The organism is Saccharopolyspora antimicrobica, assembly GCF_003635025.1.
Classification (GTDB): Bacteria; Actinomycetota; Actinomycetes; order Mycobacteriales; family Pseudonocardiaceae; genus Saccharopolyspora; species Saccharopolyspora antimicrobica.
This window is the reverse complement of record NZ_RBXX01000002.1, coordinates 1,327,352-1,346,269: the sequence shown is the minus strand read 5'-3', so window position 1 is coordinate 1,346,269 and position 18,918 is coordinate 1,327,352. Positions and strand designations below refer to the sequence as shown.

21 protein-coding genes are annotated in these 18,918 nt (G+C 69.3%); 15 read left to right on the top strand and 6 right to left on the bottom strand.

The genetic code is table 11. The annotated features are described in order from the left end of the window. Positions 1-137: 137 nt before the first annotated feature. Positions 138-1,433 carry a nicotinate phosphoribosyltransferase gene (locus ATL45_RS06820; protein WP_093157616.1) on the bottom strand — a complete coding sequence of 432 codons (1,296 nt, stop codon included), beginning with the start codon at positions 1,431-1,433 and terminating at the stop codon, positions 138-140. Positions 1,434-1,581: 148 nt separating this feature from the next. On the opposite strand from ATL45_RS06820, the gene clpS reads away from it, so the two are divergent. From clpS to ATL45_RS06790, 6 genes are all read left to right on the top strand, one after another. Beyond that, positions 1,582-1,875, top strand: coding sequence for an ATP-dependent Clp protease adapter ClpS (clpS, locus tag ATL45_RS06815; protein WP_093157617.1), 294 nt, complete (start codon positions 1,582-1,584; stop codon positions 1,873-1,875). Further along, positions 1,876-2,439 carry a DUF2017 domain-containing protein gene (locus ATL45_RS06810; protein ID WP_093157619.1) on the top strand — a complete coding sequence of 188 codons (564 nt, stop codon included), beginning with the start codon at positions 1,876-1,878 and terminating at the stop codon, positions 2,437-2,439. 119 nt (positions 2,440-2,558) lie between these two features. Beyond that, positions 2,559-3,587, top strand: a complete 1,029-nt coding sequence (locus tag ATL45_RS06805) for a P1 family peptidase (protein ID WP_093157620.1) — start codon at positions 2,559-2,561, stop codon at positions 3,585-3,587. A gap of 102 nt (positions 3,588-3,689) precedes the next feature. After that, positions 3,690-4,145: a M67 family metallopeptidase gene (locus ATL45_RS06800; protein WP_093157621.1), complete on the top strand. Its 456-nt coding sequence runs from the start codon at positions 3,690-3,692 to the stop codon at positions 4,143-4,145. A 71-nt stretch (positions 4,146-4,216) separates the two neighbouring features. After that, on the top strand, positions 4,217-4,489 hold the full coding sequence (locus ATL45_RS06795) for a MoaD family protein (RefSeq protein WP_093157623.1): 273 nt from the start codon (positions 4,217-4,219) through the stop codon (positions 4,487-4,489). 352 nt (positions 4,490-4,841) lie between these two features. Then, on the top strand, positions 4,842-5,792 hold the full coding sequence (locus ATL45_RS06790; protein ID WP_093157624.1) for a PLP-dependent cysteine synthase family protein: 951 nt from the start codon (positions 4,842-4,844) through the stop codon (positions 5,790-5,792). A 205-nt stretch (positions 5,793-5,997) separates the two neighbouring features. Here the strand turns inward: ATL45_RS06790 and ATL45_RS06785 are convergent, their stop codons facing one another. After that, a complete protein-coding gene (locus ATL45_RS06785) occupies positions 5,998-6,819 on the bottom strand; it encodes an SMP-30/gluconolactonase/LRE family protein (RefSeq protein ID WP_093157626.1) in 822 nt (273 codons plus the stop codon). A gap of 208 nt (positions 6,820-7,027) precedes the next feature. Between ATL45_RS06785 and ATL45_RS06780 the strand changes: the two genes are divergently transcribed. The 6 genes from ATL45_RS06780 (at position 7,028) to rdgB (ending at position 11,053) form a co-directional block, all read left to right on the top strand. Further along, complete coding sequence (locus tag ATL45_RS06780) at positions 7,028-7,588, top strand: rhomboid family intramembrane serine protease (protein ID WP_093157766.1); 561 nt, start codon at positions 7,028-7,030, stop codon at positions 7,586-7,588. Continuing rightward, on the top strand, positions 7,585-8,400 hold the full coding sequence (gene murI / locus ATL45_RS06775) for a glutamate racemase (protein WP_093157627.1): 816 nt from the start codon (positions 7,585-7,587) through the stop codon (positions 8,398-8,400). The genes ATL45_RS06780 and murI overlap by 4 nt, the downstream gene beginning before the upstream one ends. Beyond that, complete coding sequence (locus tag ATL45_RS06770; protein ID WP_093157629.1) at positions 8,397-9,158, top strand: MBL fold metallo-hydrolase; 762 nt, start codon at positions 8,397-8,399, stop codon at positions 9,156-9,158. The genes murI and ATL45_RS06770 overlap by 4 nt, the downstream gene beginning before the upstream one ends. Next, complete coding sequence (locus ATL45_RS06765) at positions 9,148-9,600, top strand: GNAT family N-acetyltransferase (protein WP_093157630.1); 453 nt, start codon at positions 9,148-9,150, stop codon at positions 9,598-9,600. The genes ATL45_RS06770 and ATL45_RS06765 overlap by 11 nt, the downstream gene beginning before the upstream one ends. Positions 9,601-9,695: 95 nt before the next feature. Next, positions 9,696-10,451 (top strand): ribonuclease PH, encoded by a 756-nt coding sequence (gene rph, locus ATL45_RS06760; protein ID WP_093157632.1) that lies wholly within the window; start codon positions 9,696-9,698, stop codon positions 10,449-10,451. After that, positions 10,448-11,053, top strand: coding sequence for an RdgB/HAM1 family non-canonical purine NTP pyrophosphatase (gene rdgB, locus ATL45_RS06755; RefSeq protein ID WP_093157633.1), 606 nt, complete (start codon positions 10,448-10,450; stop codon positions 11,051-11,053). The genes rph and rdgB overlap by 4 nt, the downstream gene beginning before the upstream one ends. 82 nt (positions 11,054-11,135) lie before the next feature. On the opposite strand, the gene ATL45_RS06750 is transcribed toward rdgB, so the two are convergent. Then, positions 11,136-11,333: a DUF397 domain-containing protein gene (locus ATL45_RS06750; RefSeq protein ID WP_170210181.1), complete on the bottom strand. Its 198-nt coding sequence runs from the start codon at positions 11,331-11,333 to the stop codon at positions 11,136-11,138. A 14-nt stretch (positions 11,334-11,347) separates the two neighbouring features. Continuing rightward, on the bottom strand, positions 11,348-12,190 hold the full coding sequence (locus tag ATL45_RS06745) for a helix-turn-helix domain-containing protein (RefSeq protein WP_093157635.1): 843 nt from the start codon (positions 12,188-12,190) through the stop codon (positions 11,348-11,350). A gap of 169 nt (positions 12,191-12,359) precedes the next feature. On the opposite strand from ATL45_RS06745, the gene ATL45_RS06740 reads away from it, so the two are divergent. Together ATL45_RS06740 and ATL45_RS06735 are read left to right on the top strand one after the other, a co-directional pair. Then, positions 12,360-12,587 carry a hypothetical protein gene (locus ATL45_RS06740; protein WP_143121738.1) on the top strand — a complete coding sequence of 76 codons (228 nt, stop codon included), beginning with the start codon at positions 12,360-12,362 and terminating at the stop codon, positions 12,585-12,587. A 90-nt stretch (positions 12,588-12,677) separates the two neighbouring features. Next, positions 12,678-12,878, top strand: a complete 201-nt coding sequence (locus ATL45_RS06735; protein ID WP_093157638.1) for a hypothetical protein — start codon at positions 12,678-12,680, stop codon at positions 12,876-12,878. A gap of 111 nt (positions 12,879-12,989) precedes the next feature. Here the strand turns inward: ATL45_RS06735 and ATL45_RS06730 are convergent, their stop codons facing one another. After that, positions 12,990-16,319 carry an NACHT domain-containing protein gene (locus ATL45_RS06730; RefSeq protein ID WP_093157640.1) on the bottom strand — a complete coding sequence of 1,110 codons (3,330 nt, stop codon included), beginning with the start codon at positions 16,317-16,319 and terminating at the stop codon, positions 12,990-12,992. Positions 16,320-16,526: 207 nt separating this feature from the next. Between ATL45_RS06730 and ATL45_RS06725 the strand changes: the two genes are divergently transcribed. Beyond that, positions 16,527-17,429: a MerR family transcriptional regulator gene (locus tag ATL45_RS06725; protein WP_093157641.1), complete on the top strand. Its 903-nt coding sequence runs from the start codon at positions 16,527-16,529 to the stop codon at positions 17,427-17,429. A 5-nt stretch (positions 17,430-17,434) separates the two neighbouring features. Here ATL45_RS06725 and ATL45_RS06720 read toward each other — a convergent pair whose 3' ends face one another. Further along, positions 17,435-18,853: a carotenoid oxygenase family protein gene (locus tag ATL45_RS06720; protein WP_093157643.1), complete on the bottom strand. Its 1,419-nt coding sequence runs from the start codon at positions 18,851-18,853 to the stop codon at positions 17,435-17,437. Between the last annotated feature and the right edge of the window lie 65 nt (positions 18,854-18,918).

Genomic DNA, 18,918 nt, shown 5'->3' with positions numbered 1-18,918 from the left:
CGCCTGGCGAGGACGGCCCGGCCGCCGTGCATTGGTCATACATCAGGCCGGGCACCCGCAGTCCAGGCGGGCGCTGAGGTTCCGCCACCCGCACCGCCACGCAAGGCGATATCCGCATTCGTCATTCTGGCCGTTGGTCAGGCGGTGTGGAAGGTGGTCGGGATGGCCGGTTCGCCGTGGGAGAGCTTGAGGCCCTCCCAGGGCAGCGTGACCAGCGCGTGCCGGAGCCGCTGGCGGTCGTCCTCCAGGGTGGGCAGGTCCGCGACGCGCTTGCCGTCGCGGATCAGCGGGATCTGCAGGAACCGGTCGTGCGGGCCGAGCACCGGCTCGGACGCACCTGGTGCGGTCTGGAAGATGACCTCCTCCACCGCCGTCCCGGTGTCCTTGTACCGGCGCACCGCTGCCTTGCGGCCACCGCGGGACTCCTTGTGCGAGCTGCGCTTGGCGACCGGGCGGCCCTCGACCTCCACCAGCTTGTAGACCATCTCCGCCGTCGGCGCCCCGGAGCCGGTGACCAGCGCGGTCCCGACGCCGTAGCCGTCGACCGGCTCGGCGCGCAGGGCGGCGATGGCGTACTCGTCGAGATCGCCGGAGACGACGATCCGGGTGTTCATGGCGCCCAGCGCGTCGAGCTGCTCGCGGGCCTGCCGGGCCAGCACCCCGACGTCACCGGAGTCGATGCGCACCGCGCCCAGCTCCGGGCCCGCGACCTCCACCGCCAGCTCGATGCCGCGGGTGATGTCGTAGGTGTCCACCAGCAGCGTCGTGCCCGTGCCCAGCGCCGCGATCTGCGATTCGAAGGCCGAGCGCTCGGAGTCGTGCAGCAGCGTGAAGGCGTGCGCCGCGGTGCCCGCGGTGGGGATCCCGTAGCGGCGGCCGGCCTCCAGGTTCGAGGTGGCGGTGAACCCGGCGAGGTAGGCGGCGCGGGCCGAGGCCACCGCGGACTCCTCGTGGGTGCGCCGCGAGCCCATCTCGATGATCCGCCTGCCGTTGGCGGCCGAGACCATCCGCGCTCCGGCCGCGGCGATCGCGCTGTCGTGGTTGAGGATCGACAGCACCAGCGTCTCCAGCACCACGGCCTCGGCGAAGGTGCCGCGCACGGTCAGCAGCGGCGAGCCCGGGAAGTACAGCTCGCCCTCCGGGTAGCCGTCGACCTGGCCCTGGAACCGGTAGTCGCGCAGCCACGCCAGGGTCGCCTCGTCGACCACCCGGTGCTCGGCGAGCTGCGCCAGCTCGGCCTCGCCGAAGGTGAAGTTCTCGATCGCGTCGAGCACCCGCCCGGTGCCGCCGGTGACCCCGTAGCGCCGGCCGTCCGGCAGCCGCCGCGTGAACACCTCGAAGGTGCACGGCCGGTGCGCGGTGCCGTCGCGCAGCGCGCTGGAGAGCATCGTCAGCTCGTAGTGATCCGTAAGCAGCGCAGTGCTGGTGCTCATGGAGCAGAGATTACGTGGTCTCCGATCAGTTGCCGCCGCCCGGAGCGGGGCAAGCGCCGTGCGGCCGGGTGGCCTCCGCCGTTGCGCCATTCGCGCGGGCGAGCACGTGGTCGACACTGCTGTGACGGTCGCGTGCAACGATGGGGGCATGACCTCGCCCGCTGAAATCGAGCGCGCGCAACTCGAACCGGATGTGCTCGGCACCGAGGACAAGCCGTGGGTGACCGTGGTGTGGAACGACCCGGTCAACCTCATGTCCTACGTCACGTACGTGCTGCAGAGGATCTTCGGTTACACCCGGGACCACGCGACGAAGCTCATGCTGGACGTGCACCACAAGGGCAGGGCGGTGGTGTCCTCGGGTTCCAAGGAGAAGGTCGAGGGCGACGTGGCGAAGCTGCACGCCGCCGGCCTGTGGGCCACGATGCAGAAGGATTCCTGAGTGGACGGCTGGACTCGCGAGAACGGGCACGTGCAGGCGGAGCTGGCGCAGCAGGAAGCGGCCGTCATCCGGGGCCTGGTCGGGCAGATCAAGGACATGCTCACCGCGCGGTCCGACGAGGCGCCGGTCGACGAGCTCGCCGAGCTGACCGGCATCCGCACCGGCCCGACGACGGCGCCCGAGGACCCGGTGCTGGCGCGGCTGCTGCCGGACTTCTACCGCCGCGACCCGATCACCGGTGAGACCGACGAGGAGCAGACCGACGCGGCGGGCGCGATGCGCTCGCTGCACGAGCCGACGCTGCTGGAGGCCAAGACCGGCGCGGCGCAGCTGGTGCTGGACACCTGTCCGGCGAGCGGCGGCCGGGTGAAGCTGACCGGTGAGCAGGCGGACGGCTGGCTGACGGCGCTCAACGACGTCCGCCTGGCGCTGGGCACGGCGCTGGACGTGGACGAGGACATGCCCGACGAGCTGCCCGAGGACGACCTGCGCCGCGAGCACCTGGGCGTCTACCAGTGGCTCACCTGGGTCCAGGACAGCCTGGTCACCGCCCTCATGTCCTGATCCGGACGCGATTTCAATTGAAATCAGACCTCTGATTTCAATTGAAATTGTGCCTCGAACCCGCCTGAGCACACCTGCACCACGGTTAACGTTGGCCCCTGGCGATCCGGGGAGGCGGTATGGGAGCAGGTGAGCGGGACGCGCTCGTCGACGTCGGCGGCGTGCTGGTCGGGCACGAGCAGCGGCTCGATCCGCACTGGGCGACCGGGACGACCGCGGTGCTGGTGCCCGAGGGCGCTAGCGCGTCGGTCGACGTCCGCGGCGGCGGTCCGGGGACGCGCGAGACGGACGTCCTCGAACCCAGCCACCTGGTGCAGAAGATCCACGGCATCGTGCTCACCGGTGGGAGCGCCTACGGGCTCGCCGCCGCCGACGGTGCGATGCGCTGGCTCGGCGAGCGGGGCCACGGCGTGCGCATCAGCCCCGACCCGGCGCACGTGGTCCCGGTGGTACCCGGCGCGGTGATCTTCGACCTGCCGATGAACGACTGGGGAAACCGCCCGGACGCCGAGTTCGGCTACCGCGCGTGCCAGCGCGCGACGCGCACCGAGACGCGGGAGGGCAACGTCGGGGCCGGTACCGGTGCGGTCGTGGGCTGCGTCAAGGGCGGCATCGGCACCGCGAGCACCGTGCTGCCGGACGGCACCACGATCGGTGCGCTGGTGGCGGTCAACGCCGCGGGCTCGGCCATCGATCCGGACACCGGCCTGCCGTGGATCCCCACGCCCGGCCTGCGGCGACCCGAGCAGGCGGAGATCGACGCGGCCCGGCCGCTGTTCGGCTCCCGCCCAGGTCGGCACGGCCCGGTCGACCGCCCGCTCAACACCACGATCGGCGTGGTCGCCACCGATCTGCGGCTGTCCAAGGCCGAGTGCCGGCGGCTCGCGGTGGCCGCCCAGGACGCGCTGGCCCGCGCCGTGCGGCCCGCCCACCTGCTGGTCGACGGCGACACCATGTTCGCGCTGGCCACCGGCACCGGGGCGGCGCTGCCCGCGCCGGGGGAGGAGGGCTGGTCCGCGCGGTTGGACCAGGTCAGCGCGGCTGCCGCCGACGTGGTGGCGCGGGCGATCGTGCGCGGGATGCTCGCCGCGGAACCCGTCGACGAGGTGACTTCGTACACGCGGCTCTATCCCTCGGCCCGGGAATGAACCATCGTGGTGCTGCGTTTGCGCACGATTGAGAAGACTCGCGCCGGTAACCGCGATTTCACATCGTGGGAGGCCGGTGCTCCACCTATTAGGATGGCTGCTGTGCTGGTGATCCGACGCGACCTCGTGGATGCGATGGTCGCGCATGCCCGACGGGACCACCCGGACGAGGCGTGCGGTGTGATCGCCGGTCCGGAAGGGTCGGACCGGCCGGAACGCCTGGTCGAGATGATCAACGCGGAGCGCTCGCCCACCTTCTACCGGTTCGACTCCGGTGAGCACCTGAAGGTGTGGCGGGAGATGGACGCCAACGACGAGGAGCCGGTGGTCATCTACCACTCGCACACCTCGACCGAGGCCTACCCGTCGCGCACCGACATCTCCTACGCCTCGGAGCCCAACGCGCACTACGTGCTCGTGTCCACCAGGGACCCGAAGACCCATGAGCTGCGCTCCTACCGGATCCTCGATGGCGAGGTCACCGAGGAGCCGGTGGAGGTCGTCGAGTCGTACATGTTCGCCCACACCGGCGGCGACGAGGTCCCCGACCGCGACTGAGCCGCGGCCCCGTGCCGGTGTTCCGCGTCCCCGTTTCCCACGATAGTCCTCTGTGGACAGGAGGTTTTCCCATGGCAGTGAAGGTTTCGATCCCCACCATCCTGCGCACCCACACCGGTGGCGAGAAGTCGGTGCAGGCCGAGGGCAGCACGGTCGCCGAGGTCATCAACGACCTCGACACCAACTACGGCGGCCTGAAGGACCGGCTGGTCAAGGAAGGCAGCCTGCACCGGTTCATCAACCTCTACGTCAACGACGAGGACGTCCGCTTCGCGGGTGGCCTGGAGGCCAAGGTCGCCGACGGCGACAACCTGACCATCCTCCCGGCTGTTGCGGGTGGCTGAGCTTTAAGACGCTGCAGCGGTGCGGGTAGCGGAACCTCAGAGGCTTTCTCGACTCCAGGATCCCGGACTTGAGTATGAACGGATACGCGGCGTCCGGGCTGTCCTCGCGAGAGAGCCTCTGAGAACCCGCGGCGGTGCAAGTGCCGCAGGTGGGCTATGCGCCTGCGGCGCATGCGGCCGCTGCTGGAGCTGGACGCGGTGAGACATCGCGGTTGCAGTTGACCGCCGAAAGCGGCTTCGCCGCTTGCCTGACGGTGGCTGATGTGCGGCTCGGCTCGCCGCTGCTGGCTTTGCCGCCGGTCAGGCGCGGCGGATAATTGTCTTTGTCGATGCGGTGAGTAGGAGATGCGCCGTGGCTCGGTACGACTCGTTGCTGGACGCGCTCGGTGACACCCCGCTGGTGGGGTTGCCGCACCTGTCGCCGGCTCCCGACGTCCGGTTGTGGGCGAAGCTGGAGGACCGGAACCCGACCGGGTCGATCAAGGACCGGGCGGCGCTGGCCATGATCGAGGCCGCCGAGAAGGAGGGCCGCCTCACCGCCGGCTGCACGATCCTGGAGCCCACCTCGGGCAACACCGGGATCTCGCTGGCCATGGCGGCCAAGCTCAAGGGCTACGGCCTGGTCTGCGTGATGCCGGAGAACACCTCCGAGGAGCGCCGCCAGCTGCTGCAGGCCTACGGCGCGCGGATCATCTCCTCGCCGGCCGCCGGCGGCTCCAACCAGGCCGTCGCGATGGCCAAGGAGCTGGCCGAGCAGAACCCGGACTGGGTGATGCTCTACCAGTACGGCAACCCGGCCAACGCCGAGGCGCACTTCACCACCACCGGCCCGGAGATCCTGCGCGACCTGCCGACCGTCACGCACTTCGTGGCGGGCCTGGGCACCACCGGAACGCTGGTCGGCGTCGGCCGCTACCTGCGGCAGCAGAAGCCGGGCGTGCAGATCGTCGCGGCCGAACCGCGCTACGGCGAGCTGGTGTACGGCCTGCGCAACCTCGACGAGGGCTTCGTGCCGGAGCTGTACGACCCGGACGTGCTGACCCGCCGCTTCTCGGTGGGTTCCTACGACGCGCTGCGCCGCACCCGGCAGCTGCTGGAGTCCGAGGGCATCTTCGCGGGCATCTCCACGGGCGGAGTGCTGCACGCGGCGCTGACGATCGCGGAGAAGGCCGCGGCCGACGGCGAATCGGCGGACATCGCCTTCGTGGTGGCCGACGCGGGCTGGAAGTACCTCTCCACCGGCGCCTACAGCGGAACCATCGACGAAGCGGCCCAACGCCTCGAAGGCCAGCTCTGGGCCTGAGGGAACCGTCGCACCGGTCCGGTGCGGTACGCGATTTCAATGGAAATCAGATGCACGATTTCAATTGAAATTGCGTGATCCCGACACGCAGTCGGCGTGTCGGGGTGCGACACGCCGTCCCGGCGCGATTTCAATGGAAATCAGACGTCCGATTTCCATTGAAATCGCGTCGGGAGGCCGGGGGATCGCGTCGGGAGCTCCGGGGTCAGCCGGCGAAGGAGTGGGGGCGCAGGCCGGAAGCCAGGTTCCAGATGATCAGCACCGAGCCGTCCGCCTCGGTGGGGTCGGCGACGCCGTCGGTCGCCGAGGTGATGTAGAGGTGCGTCAGGTCCGGGCCGCCGAAGCAGCAGTCCGTCGGGCGCTGGGCCGGCAGCGGGATCGTCCGCTCCAGCGCGCCTTCGGCGGTGTAGCAGCGGATTTCGCCGCGGTCGGCGATCGCGACCCAGAGCCGTCCGTCGGCGTCCACGGCCAGCCCGCCGGGCTCGCCGTCGATCTCGCACAGCGGGCGGCGCTCGCCGCACTGGCCGGAGTCGAGGTCGAAGTCCAGCACGTCGATGCGCCCGGAACCGTCGGTCAGGTACATGCGGGTGCTGTCCGGGCTCCACGCGATGCCGTTGGCCGCGGGCAGGCCGCGCAGCACGATGCTCGCCGAGCCGTCGCCGGTGACCCGCGCCAGCCAGCCGTCGGCACCCAGCGTCGTCGCCCACAACCGGCCCTTGGCGTCGATCGCGGTCGCGCCCGCCTGGACGCCTTCGCGCGCCCAGTAGACCAGCCAGGTGCGGTGCGATCCGGTGGAGTCGAACAGCGCGATGCCCTCGGTCAGGTGCAGTGCCAGACCGCCGAGGCTGCGCGTCTTCGCCGCGCTGACCTGCTGCGGGAGCTCCATCGCGTGATCGGTGCGGCCGGGGACGAAGCGGTGCGCGCTGCGCGCGGGCGGATCGGTCCACAGCAGCGTCTCGGTGCCGATGTCCCAGGTGGGCGCCCGCCCGGACCGCGCCGCCGCGGGTACTGCTGTGTCGACCTGCACCTGCCACCCCTCGCCCGGAACGCAACGCTCCGCCGACCCTACCCCGCGATCGAGCTGTTGATCTTCAGGTCGGAAAGATGTCCGAATCTCCGGGTAAACCCCGAGACCACGGCGGGACGCACCACGTAACCTCGAATGTGTGAACCGGCTGCCTGATCGTCCCCGCCCGCGAGTGCTGCCCGCGAACCCGCTGCGCGCCGCCGTGGGAATGCTCATCGCCACCGCGGCGCTCTACGGCATCGAGTTCTACGACCAGGTCAACCCGGCCGCCCGCCTGGACGACAACGGCATCCTGCCGCGGGACGTCAGCGGCCTCGACGGCATCCTGTGGGCGCCGCTGCTGCACGTGGACTGGGCGCACCTGTGGGCGAACACACTGCCGTTCCTGGTGCTCGGCTGGCTGGTCCTGGCCGGTGGTGTCGGGCAGTTCATCGCGGTGACGGCGACGGTCTGGGTCATCGGCGGCGTCGGCACCTGGGTGGTGGGCGCGCCCGCGTACCACATCGGCATGTCCGGCGTGATCTTCGGCTGGATGGTGTTCCTGCTGGTGCGCGGCTTCTTCCAGCGCAGCGTCGCGCAGATCCTGGTCGCGGTGGCGCTGTTCTTCTACTGGGGCGGCATGCTGTGGGGAGTGCTGCCCGGCAAGGAGGGCATCTCCTGGGAGGGCCACCTGTTCGGCGCGCTCGGCGGCCTGCTGGCCGCGTGGCTGGTGGCGCGCAGCACTCGACGGCAGGTCGCCAGCAGCGGGCCTGGCACACTGGCCGGGTGACTGACGCCCCGATCGGGATCTTCGACTCCGGCGTCGGCGGGCTGACCGTGACCCGCGCGGTCATGGATCAGCTGCCCGGCGAATCCGTGCACTACGTCGGCGACACCGCCAACGCGCCCTACGGCCCGATGCCGCTGGCCGAGATCCGCGCCCGCACCCTGGCGATCACCGACTCGCTGGTCGAGGAAGGCGTGAAAGCGCTGGTGCTGGCCTGCAACACGGCTTCCGCCGCCTGCCTGCGCGACGCGCGCGAGCGCTACTCGATCCCGGTGGTCGAGGTCATCATGCCCGCGACGCGGCGCGCGGTGGCCACCACCCGCAACCGCCGCATCGGGGTGATCGGCACCAGCGCGACGATCCGCTCCCGCGCCTACGACGACGCGTTCACCGCCGCACCGGACATCGAGCTGACCACGGTGGCCTGCCCGCGCTTCGTGGACTTCGTCGAGCGCGGCACCACCACCGGCAGGCAGATCCTCGGGCTGGCGCAGAGCTACCTCGACCCGCTGCAGCAGGCCGACGTCGACACGCTGGTGCTCGGCTGCACGCACTACCCGATGCTCACCGGAGTGCTCCAGCTGGTGATGGGCGACCAGGTGACGCTCGTCTCCAGCGCGGAGGAGACGGCCAAGGACGTGGTGCGGGTGCTGACCGAGAACGACCTGCTAGCAGCGCCGGAGACGGTGCCCGAGCACGAGTTCCGCGCGACCGGCGCACCCGACCGGTTCGCCCGGATGGCCACGCGGTTCCTCGGTCCAGCGGTCGCGGCCGATGCCGTCCGGCCGCTGCTCGTGTCAAGCTCGACCGCATGAAGCTGACGATCCTCGGCTGCTCCGGGAGCATTCCCGGCCCGGATTCGCCTTCATCCGGGTACCTGCTGGAGTCCGGTGGCACGCGAATCGTGCTCGACCTGGGCAACGGCACACTCGGCGCGCTGCAGCGGTTCATCGACCCGTTCGCCCTCGACGCGCTGTTCTTCAGCCACCTGCACCCGGATCACTGCGCGGACTTCGGCGCGCTGGCGGTCCTGCGCCGCTACCACCCGAACCCGCCCGAGCACGCGCGGCTGCCGGTGATCGCGCCGGCGAACGCCCCGGAGCGCTTCGCCGCGCTCTACGCGCCGAACGCCGAGGAGCAGGCCGAGACGGATCTGTCGGACGTGTTCGAGTTCATCCCGACGCCCGTCGAACCGGTGCGCATCGGGCCGTTCGAGGTGCAGGCGATGCCGGTGGCGCACCTGTGCGAGGCGTGGGGTTTCCGGGTGGCGGCGGAGGGCAAGGTGCTGGCCTACACCGGCGACACCGGCCCGTGCCCGCAGCTGGCCGAGCTCGCCGCGAACGCCGACGTGCTGCTGTCCGAGGCGTCCTGGGCGGACTTCCCGGACGCGCCGGACGGCGTGCACCTGTCGGGCCGCCAGGCCGCGGAGGTCGCGAAGACGGCCGAAGCCCGCCGCCTGCTGCTCACCCACGTCGTGCCGTGGGCGGACGGCAACGCCATCCTCGCCGAGGCCGAAGCGGTCTTCGACGGCCCCGTGGAACTGGTCGCTGCGGATCGCACCTATGAGATCTGACCTGGTGCTCCGGCCCGCCGCCGGCTCCGACGCGTCCGGGATGGCCGAGGTCTGGCTGCGCTCCTTCACCGCCGCGCTGCCGACGGTGCGCAGAGCGCACACCGACGACGAGGTGCGGAGCTGGTTCGCCCACGTCGTCGTGCCGCACTCGGAGTGCTGGGTGGCCGAGGAATCGGGCGAGCTGCTGGGCCTGCTGGTGCTCGACGGCCCTGAGCTCGACCAGCTCTACCTCGACCCGCCGCACCGCGGCCGCGGACTGGGCGATCAGCTCGTCGACCTGGCCAAACGCCGCCGCCCGGACGGTCTGGAGCTCTGGACGTTCCAGGTCAACGAGCCCGCGCGGCGCTTCTACGAGCGCCACGGCTTCACCGCCGTCGAGCACACCGACGGCCACCGCAACGAGGAGCGCGAACCCGACGTCCGCTACGTCTGGCGGCCGTAGGGCCGGCGATTTCCCGCGAAATCGCCGGCCGACACGCCTCGGGCCTGGGGTGCCCCTTGACGAGGGGCGGAGCGGGGCGGGCTTAGGGTTGTGGTGTGGCACGAGCGGATGGGCGGAGCGACGACCAGCTCCGAGAGGTGCGGATCACGCGCGGGTACCAGGACTGGCCGGCCGGTTCGGTGCTGGTGGAGTTCGGCCGGACGCGGGTGTTGTGCGCGGCCAGCGTCCAGGAGGGCGTTCCGCGCTGGCGGACCGGCTCCGGGCTGGGCTGGGTGACCGCGGAGTACGCGATGTTGCCGTCGGCGACGAACACGCGCAGCCCCCGGGAGTCGGTGAAGGGCCGCATCGGCGGCCGCACCCACGAGATCAGCCGGTTGATCGGCCGCTCGCTGCGCGCCTGCATCGACATGGCGGCGCTGGGCGAGAACACGATCGCGCTGGACTGCGACGTGATCCAGGCGGACGGCGGCACCCGGACGGCCGCGATCACCGGTGCTTACGTGGCGCTGGCGGACGCGGTGACGTGGCTGGGCGCGGCCGGGCGGCTGTCCGACCCGAAGCCGCTGTCCTGCTCGATCGCGGCGATCAGCGTGGGCGTGGTGGACGGCCGGGTGCGTCTCGACCTGCCCTACGAGGAGGACTCGCGCGCCGAGGTGGACATGAACGTGGTGGCCACCGACCACGGCACCCTGGTGGAGGTGCAGGGCACCGGCGAGGGCGCCACCTACACGCGGTCCACGATGGACAAGATGATCGACTTCGCGCTGGACGGCTGCGCCAAGCTGGCCCAGATGCAGGCCGAAGCGCTGGCCGCCCCGTACCCGGGCGAGCTGCCGGGGGTCAAGGCATGAGCCGCGTCCTGCTGGCCACCCGCAACCAGAAGAAGCTGGTGGAACTGCGCCGCATCCTCGAAGCCGAGGGCGTGACCGGCGTGGAGGTCATCGGCCTGGCGGACGTCCCGGAGTTCCCGGAAGCCCCGGAAACGGGAGCGACGTTCGAGGAGAACGCCCTGGCCAAGGCGGCGGACGCGGCCAAGGCGACCGGCCTCCCGGCGATCGCGGACGACTCGGGCATCGCGGTGGATGCCCTCAACGGCATGCCGGGAGTCCTTTCGGCCCGCTGGTCCGGCAAGCACGGCGACGACCAGGCGAACCTGGACCTCCTCCTGGGCCAGATCAAGGACGTCCCCGACGAGCGCCGCGGCGCGGCCTTCGTCTCAGCGGCGGCCCTGGTCCACCCGGACGGAGCGGAAACGGTGGTCCGAGGCGAGTGGCGAGGCACGGTGATCCGCGAAGAACGCGGCACCAACGGCTTCGGCTACGACCCGATCTTCGTCCCCGAAGGCGAAACCCGAACCAGCGCAGAGCTGACCCCGGAGGAGAAGGACGCGGACTCCCACCGAGGCCGAGCCCTCCGCCTGCTCCTCCCAGAGCTCCGCAAGCTCGCAGCCTGAGCACACGAGTCCCTGACGAAGGGCCCCTTCGACCAGTTTTGCTGGTCGCAGGGGCCCTTCGCTCGTCGCAGGACTGGCTGGTTCAGCCGTCGAGCCTGCCGTCCTTGACGGCGAGCAAGAACGACTGCCACTGAGCAGGAGCGACGGCTAAGTACCCACCATCGCGATCCTTGGTGTCCCGAACTCCGACGGCGTCGAACCCGAACCCGACCTCGACGCAGTTGCCACCACTGGCCGAGCGGCTGCTCTTGCGCCACTTGACGCCGGACAGGTCGTGCACGGTGTATCGCCTCCTCAATGCTCCTGCTGCGCTGAAATTCGATGCAGCAAAGTCACCGTATCGGGTGCTGAGAGCGACAACGCCCGAAGCTCGTCGAACAAGTAGCGAAGAGCTGCTACGTCATCCGCGTCGTCGATGACGTGCCCGCCGAGTGGCGTGTCGCTGAAACCGACATCGGGGTGGTGCGGCGATTCGAAGCTGAGCACTGCGAACCCACCTGCCGGACTGGCGTGCGCGCCAGCAGTCAATGGCAGGACCTGGAGGATCACGTTGGGCAAGTGGCTCAACTCGATGAGGTGCTCGATCTGAGCTCTCATGACCTCGTGCCCGCCAACTTGCCTGTGCAGCGCTTCCTCTGCGATCACAGCGCGGAACTGGAGCCTCGGTTCTTCGGTCAGGCGACGTTGGCGTTCGAGCCGAGCATCCACCCGCTTGTGGATATCGCGAGGATCCGTGACGTAGCGGCCAGCACGGTGGATTTCGTAAGCGTATTCCTTGGTTTGGAGAAGACCAGGGACGAGAGCCACCTCGAAGTTCCGCGCCTCGGTCGCTGTCGTCTCGAACGAGACGTACGGACCGAACCACTCTGGCAGCCGGTAGCTGTCCCACCAGCCCTGCTTCGATACATCGCTGCGCGTTTGCTGGAGCAGATCGCGAACGTCGTCAGGAGCGTCGTACAGATCGAGCAGACGGGCGAGGTCGTCCTTCTTGGGTGCACTCCGCCCGGCTTCCCAATGTCTGATCCGGGAGTCCGAGCACTCCAGTGCGTCGGCGGCCTGCTGGAACGTCATTCCCTTGGCCTGCCTGAGCTTCGCCAGCCACGTTCCTACTTGCCGTCGTCGCGCGTTCGCGTTCATCCGCGTTCCTCTTGTCCGGCCGCTGGTTGCGTCGAGCGGAACCCTATCGGCCCAGCCGAGTGTCCAAAGTAGCCCGATTGTGGCATGGCGAAGAGAGCGCCGTCAGTCCTATTCTGACGATAGTCAATAGATCATCTGACGGGTCCGACGGAAGCGCTGGGAGGGCGAGATGGCTGGAAGCTTTTCCACGGTGGACTGGTTCTGGCGCCCGGTCGGAGTCGGTCGGCACGCGTTCGGCGTGGCCGCGAAGCGGGCTGAGCCGCATGACTCGGTGTCGTCGTACTGCGGAGTCGAGGTCGAGGCGTGGCAGGTGCAGCGACTTCCGCCGGAGACCGAGTGGGTTCGCGAGAAGACCTGCATGGATTGCTGGCGACAGATCAGTTCCCGCTGGTCATGACCCGTGAGCACTTTGTGGCGCTATGGCAGCAGAAAGTGCTCATGGCAGTTGACCTGCACAAACACGACCTTCAGCGATGAGGTGATGAGGATGTTCTGGCTTCAGGTGTCGACGCTCGTGCTGGTCAACGTGCTGATCGCGAGCATGCTGTTCATCCGCCCGCCGCGAGCGGCCCACAGCGGCGCTGGCGAAGGCGCGCTGAACGTCTGGCAGCTGATCGACGAAGTCGAAGCCGAACGACAACGACAAGCCGAGCCCACCGGCCGCCACCACCTCCGGTCGGACCCCTGAACCGGTCCGGTGCCCGTTTGCCCCCGACCTCGCGGGCACCGGACCTCCCAGGTGGGCCGGGCGTCGCCCCTCCCCGCGCCCGGTCCACCGCCCCGACGTACTACCGCGCAGCTACCCGAGCCATCGTGGTCCGGGTAGCGGCTTCGCCGAGTACGCCGACTCTCGGTTTCCGGTATGGCCGTCGCTGGTGAAACGGCGGTAGATGAATTGCTTGGCTCTGCGGATCTGATCGGGCTTCGCAGGTCGGATTCGGCCGATGCGGACATTGGATGCCTCGGATCCGGTGACTTCGGTGTCGTTGCCGACGAAGACGGTCAAGTCGATTTTCCGGAGACCTGACACGTCGATGGTGCCCGCAGTGCTGAGGTAGACCTTCCGCAGATGGCTCAAGCTGTTGAGCGATGACCACTCCGAGCACGTGCTGAGGTCGGGCAGCGACAGCGATTCGAGGTTCGGCAGCGAGTCGAATCGCAGCTCGTGCAGGGCCGGGGCGTTGCGCAGGGCCAGCCAACGGAGCTGGGGGCTGCGCTCGCCGATGTGGGAAGCGGAGCTCGGTGAAGTGGCGTGAGCTACCAGATCCAGGACCCTTTCCGGATTCGGCAGATCGTCCATCCAGCGTTCCACGGTCGGGCCGTGGAGGTTGATGTTGACGGCGGAGATGAGCTGGGAAAGCGGCCGCAGTGCCGCCGCGTCGTCGACGCGGTTGAGGTAGAGCGTTTCCACCGGAGACGGCTCAACCAGGAAGTCGATGTTCTCGATCGGTTTCGCGATCTGGTGAATCCTGAGTTCTCGCACGTTGCGCAGTGCTGCCAGCCCTGCGGTGTTGTGGATCACGCCGCTGGAGTGCAGCCGGACGTAGGTGGCGCCCAAGACCGAGGGCAACGGGCGGAAGGCGAAGGTCTCCTGCGCGGTGATGCCGAGGCTGGCCAGCTTCGGTGTAGCGGCGACGTACTCCCAGTACGCGTCCTGCCAGTTCAGGATGTCGAGGTGAGCGCATTCCAGGTGGTCGAGGTGGTGGAGGTGGGGGAGCAGGCGAACCTCGTTGACGAGGACGGCTCCGTCGTGCAGCGGCGCGTTGGCCAGGACCTGCTTGGCGTACTGCTCGGGATTGAAGAGCGGCCAAGCGTCGATCAGTTCGGCCTGGACGCTCAGCCGTGGGTCAGCGGCGTAGTTCTCCATCAGCCGTAAGGCTTTCGGCCCGTTGACCAGGGCTGCTGTGTACGCGCAGGCGGCTGCCTGGGACTCGGTCAGCTCGGAGAGGTCTCTTGGCAGGCGGTCGAGGACCGATTCGCCGATGGTGGCGAGGGACCGGCTTTCCGTCGTGTTGCGCGGTGGGACGAGAGAGCCCACGCACTTGTTGACTCGGTTGAGGGCCGCACTGGGCAGTTCGTGCACGGACTCCGTGCAGGTCGCGGCCAAGAGGCGGAGTCGGCGGCGTTGCCTGGGGTTGGCGCGGTCGGCTTGGTCGAGGATGTCGGTCAGGAGTCTGGCGCGTTCCGGACGGTTGAGCAGGCCCGCCGCCATGATGATGGTTTCCCGCCACTGGTCCGAGCCCGCCTTGTCCACCAGCAGGCCGACGTGGCCTTCCTCGGAAACTTCGCAGGCCGCCAGGAATTCTTGGAAGGTACGGTGCACGAAGTCGATGCGGCCTTCGGCCGGTTCGCGGATTACTCCGCTGCGCTCGATCAAGTGCTTGAGGCACGCGTCGGCGTCGACGTCGACGGTTGGCATCGTGCGGAGCTTGCGGCTGATCCGGTCCACTGCCGTGGCGCGGTCGAGTTCGGCACGGCCGTTGAGGTTCAGCCAGAACGCCAGATCCTGGAGCAGCACGAGCTTTTCGCGGTATTCCAGTGTGATTCCGTTGTTGGACGGGATTCCGCGCACCGTGTCGCGCCGGTCCAGCAGCATTTCCAATGCCGCTTCGTAGAGGCTCTTGCGGTCGCGGGGCAGGTTGCCGCTGCGGTCGAGGTTCAGGGCGCACAGCATCGCGCACATCAGCGGGCTGCGGGCCAGGTTGCGCAGATGACCGCGAGCGTCGAGGTTCGCGAGCAGGCCCCGGTGGTGCGTTTCGACCTCGGCAGGGCTGAACGGCAGTGCGCCGGTGTCTGCCTGGAGAAGCGCATCGTGCCACCGGCCCACGAAGTCCTGGATGTCTGGCGGTGTCATCGGTTCCAGGTCGACGGCGGAGAACCCCTCCGCGTGCAGCCACTTCGTGCCCGCTGCTGCCGGACGGGTGGTCACGATGATGTTCGTGCCGGGGTAGCTCTTGAGCAGCGAATCCAGCCATCGCCGCACCTTGGGGCGCTCGCCCTCGGCGAGTTCGTCCACGCCGTCGACCAGCAGCAGAACTCGCCCGTCCAGCAGCTGCCGGTGCATCCAGCCGTCCGGGACCGGGCCGAGCATCAGCCCGCTTTGGTCGAGGAACTGCTCGGGCTGCGGCAACCGATCGCCGGTATGACTGCGCAGCTTGATCAGCACCGGAACACAGCCGTTCCACTTTCCGAGCGCGGCGGTGAAGCGCTCACGGGCGGCTTGGACGGTGATCCACCGAAGCAGCGTGCTCTTCCCCGAACCCGCTTCACCACGCACGAGCATTCGGTCCGACGCGCTCAGCGCACCTTCCACGCGCATCGTCCCGCCGTGGTGCTCGCCGTGCAGGAACCACGAGTCATCGTCGGCCCGACCGTGGACGTCACCGTTCACCGTCAGGCTCAGGTAGGCCACCGAGAGCTTGGTCTTGGGGCGGAAGCTTCGGATGCTTACGCCGATCAGTTCCAGGTCGTCGTGGTGCCTGGCGATCAGGTCGAGGTAGCGGCGGCGGAACTGGTCGTCGTGGGTTGTGCCGGTGGGGGCGTCGAGGCTGGTCAGCGGCATTCTGTCCAGGATCTGGTCGATTCCGGAGAGGGTTGCCGTTGCTCGGCGGAGGGATTCTTCGGAGAGGCGGGAGTCGAACTCCGGGAGTTCTCGGGTCAGGTGGACCAGTTGGACGCAGCTCAGGTCCAGGACTCGGTCGAAGAGGGCTCGGGCGGGTTCGCTCAGGCCTGCTCGGGGCGGGGCGCTCGGGATCTGCCGCCGCACCTCCTTGGCAAGCGCGATCGGGTCGAGGTCCGCACCGAGCAGTGTTGTGTCGGAGAGATCTGCTTCGTCGAGCGCGTCGACCACGGCGTTCAAGGCGGCGAGGCGTTCGTTGTCCTCCAGGGCTGAGAACTCTCGGGCGCAGAGTTCTTCGAGGCGCTCGCCTGCGATCTCGCCGACTTCTTCGAGCTTTCGGCGCAGGGCCCTGCGGTCGCGTTCGCGGAGCCCGCTGAAGCGCAGGGCGATCAGGTCCGTGAGGTCCGCTCCTCGGCGGGCTTCGGTCTTCTTCCTGGTCAGCCAGGTTGTTGCTACGTGCTTGACGACGGCTCCGCCGGTGCGGAGGAAGGCGGTTTCGAGTCCGGACATGAGACCCCCTCAGACAGACTCCGTGCGGGATCTTGGCGGAACTCGTCGCCGGTGGGCAAATTCGCTGGTCGGCGCCAGGGAGCCACCCTGTGCGCCCTGCACGATGATGTGGGGCGAGGGGATTTTTCTGAATTCGGTTGCACCTTCCGCAGCGGCATGTGGTCCGGTGGACTCACGCCCCGATTCCTTGAGGAAAGGTCCCTGCTCGTGCCTTCGTCTTTCATGCCGCCCCGCCGGGTCAAGATCGGTGATGCGGCGGCCTTCGCCGGCAGCACGCCGCGGGCGATTCGCCACTACCACGAGATCGGCCTGCTCCCCGAGCCCGAGCGGGGCGGCGACGACCGCCGGCGCTACGGGTACGAGGACATGATCCGCTTGCTGTGGATTCGCAAGATGGCCGACGCCGGGGTCGCCCTGAACGACATCCGTGACGCCTTCACCACCGGTACGGCTTCCGGCGGTGCGGACAGCGGAGGAGGTATCGCGGGCGTCCTGGAGCGGTTGGAGGAAACTCTCGCCGAGCAGGAGGCGGAATTGCGGCGGCAGCGGACCGCCGTGCAGCGGATGCGCACCGAAGGAAGCCGGATGGGCCTGCTCTCCGACTTCGTCACCGAACGCCTCAAGGGCCTGCCCGAGGGCTCCCTGCGTCAGGCGGACCTGGACAGTCTGCTGGTCACCGAGCGGATCTTCGGCCCGCTCGGCGCGGCCGTCCAGGCCACCCGCTTCGTCGTCCTGGCCACGCATCCCGCTCTGCGGGAGGAATCCGACCGCATCGATGACGCCGAGGAGGCACTCGATGACAGCGTCGCCGTCGATGATCCGCGGGTGGCGCAAGTGGCCGCCGAGCGGCACGCCTTCGAAAGCGCCCTGCAGGCCGTCATCGAGGAGTCCGGCCTGGGCGAGGACGACGACGCCCTCTTCGACGCCTGGGACGCTTTGCACTCCGCTGCCGCGGATGACGAGGCCGACCTGAGCTCAGGCAGGCGGGAGGCCGACTCCATGAGCGTGTTCGAAGCCTCCGGCAAGATGCCCTACGACTTCTCCCCAGCCCGCCTGCGCTGCATGGAACTGGCCGAAGAGCTGGCCGCCCAAGACTCACCCGCCAGCTGAACACGTCATGTCGTCGGGACCCAGTTGCCGTGGAAGCCGTTCGGGACGCGGTCCGGGAGCTGGACCTCTGCCACCGTTTCCAGGGTTTCGGCGTCGAGCAGGAGGAGGTCGCTGCGGTGCTCGGCCGCCGAGTAGCGCAGGCCCATCAGGACTCCGTCGTCCTCCGCCGCGTCCGGTGAGTGGGGTTCGAAGACGAACTCGCCGACCTGGTTGCCCTCGCCGAAGCTGCGGGTTTCGGTGCGTCCGGAGGCCAGGTCGTGCTTGAACAGGGTGTCGGCGCCGACCGAGTAGCCGTAGCGGTGCTTCTTGCCGATCAGGCGCTCGTCGACGCGGGGGAACTCCTGCTCGCGGTCGTCCAGGCGCTCCTCTCGGACCCGGCCGGTCTTGAAGTCCACCGTCCAGCGGTCCAGGGTCGGGGCTCCTTCGGACGGGCCCGTCAGGTCCCTGTCGAAGACCTTCGCGTGGCGGACCACGTCCAGCACGATGCCGTGCTCGGTGTCGTAGGCGTTGAGCGGGTGGAAGACGTAGCAGGGCCCCACGTCGAACCAGCGGACGGCGCCGCCGGTGCGCGGCATGACGCCGATCCGCGCCGGGTACCGGGAGTTCCAGCGGTACGGGAAGCCGCCGTTGGCCGGGGTGAAGCGGCCCATCCGGGCGGTGATCGGGTCCGGGATGCGGACCCGGCCGATCAGCGCGGACAGGACGAGCTGGGCGGGGCGGCGGAGCCAGCTCGGCGCGACGGTCGCGGTGGCCTGCTGGGTGTCGAAGGTGACCGGGAGGTCGTAGAACACCACGTGGTTCTCGGTCAGCGAGAAGTCGTGCATCATCGGGCTGCCGCCGACCTCGACGTCCACCGTGCGCCGGGCCCGGCCGTCCGCGCCGATCACCGAGTACTGGACGGTGTTGCCGCGGCCGAAGAAGTACGAAACCGCGTGCAGCTCACCGGTTTCCGGATCGCGCTTGGGATGCGCGGTGTAGCCGCCGGGCAGCGTTCCGTCGAAGCTGCACGGGCCGATGGTGTCGAGCTCGTCGGTCAGCTCGTAGTTCGTCGCGCCGCCTTCGACCAGGGCCAGCGTGCGCCCGGCGTGGCCGATGACGTTGGTGTTGGCGCCGAGCAGGTCCAGGCCGGCGCGCGGGTCGCGGGGGCGCGGCGGTTCGCCGAGCGCCCGGCTGACGTGCGGCGAGCGGATCCAGCGGTTGCGGTACCACTCGGCCCGGCCGTCGCGGAGCCGGATGCCGTGCACCATGCCGTCGCCCATGAACCAGTTGTAGGTGTCGGGGTCGATCTCGGCGCTGGGGTTCGGGCCGTTGCGCAGGTAGCGGCCGTCGAGGTGGTCCGGGATCCGGCCGACCACCGGGAGGTCCGCGCAGGTGTGCTCCTGCTTGACCGGCGCGTAGTTGCCCTGTGCGAACGGGTTGCTCACGGGAACTCCCTCCGACGTTCGGTAACACTGTTATAAGAAAATAACAGCGTTACCGAATGGGGCGC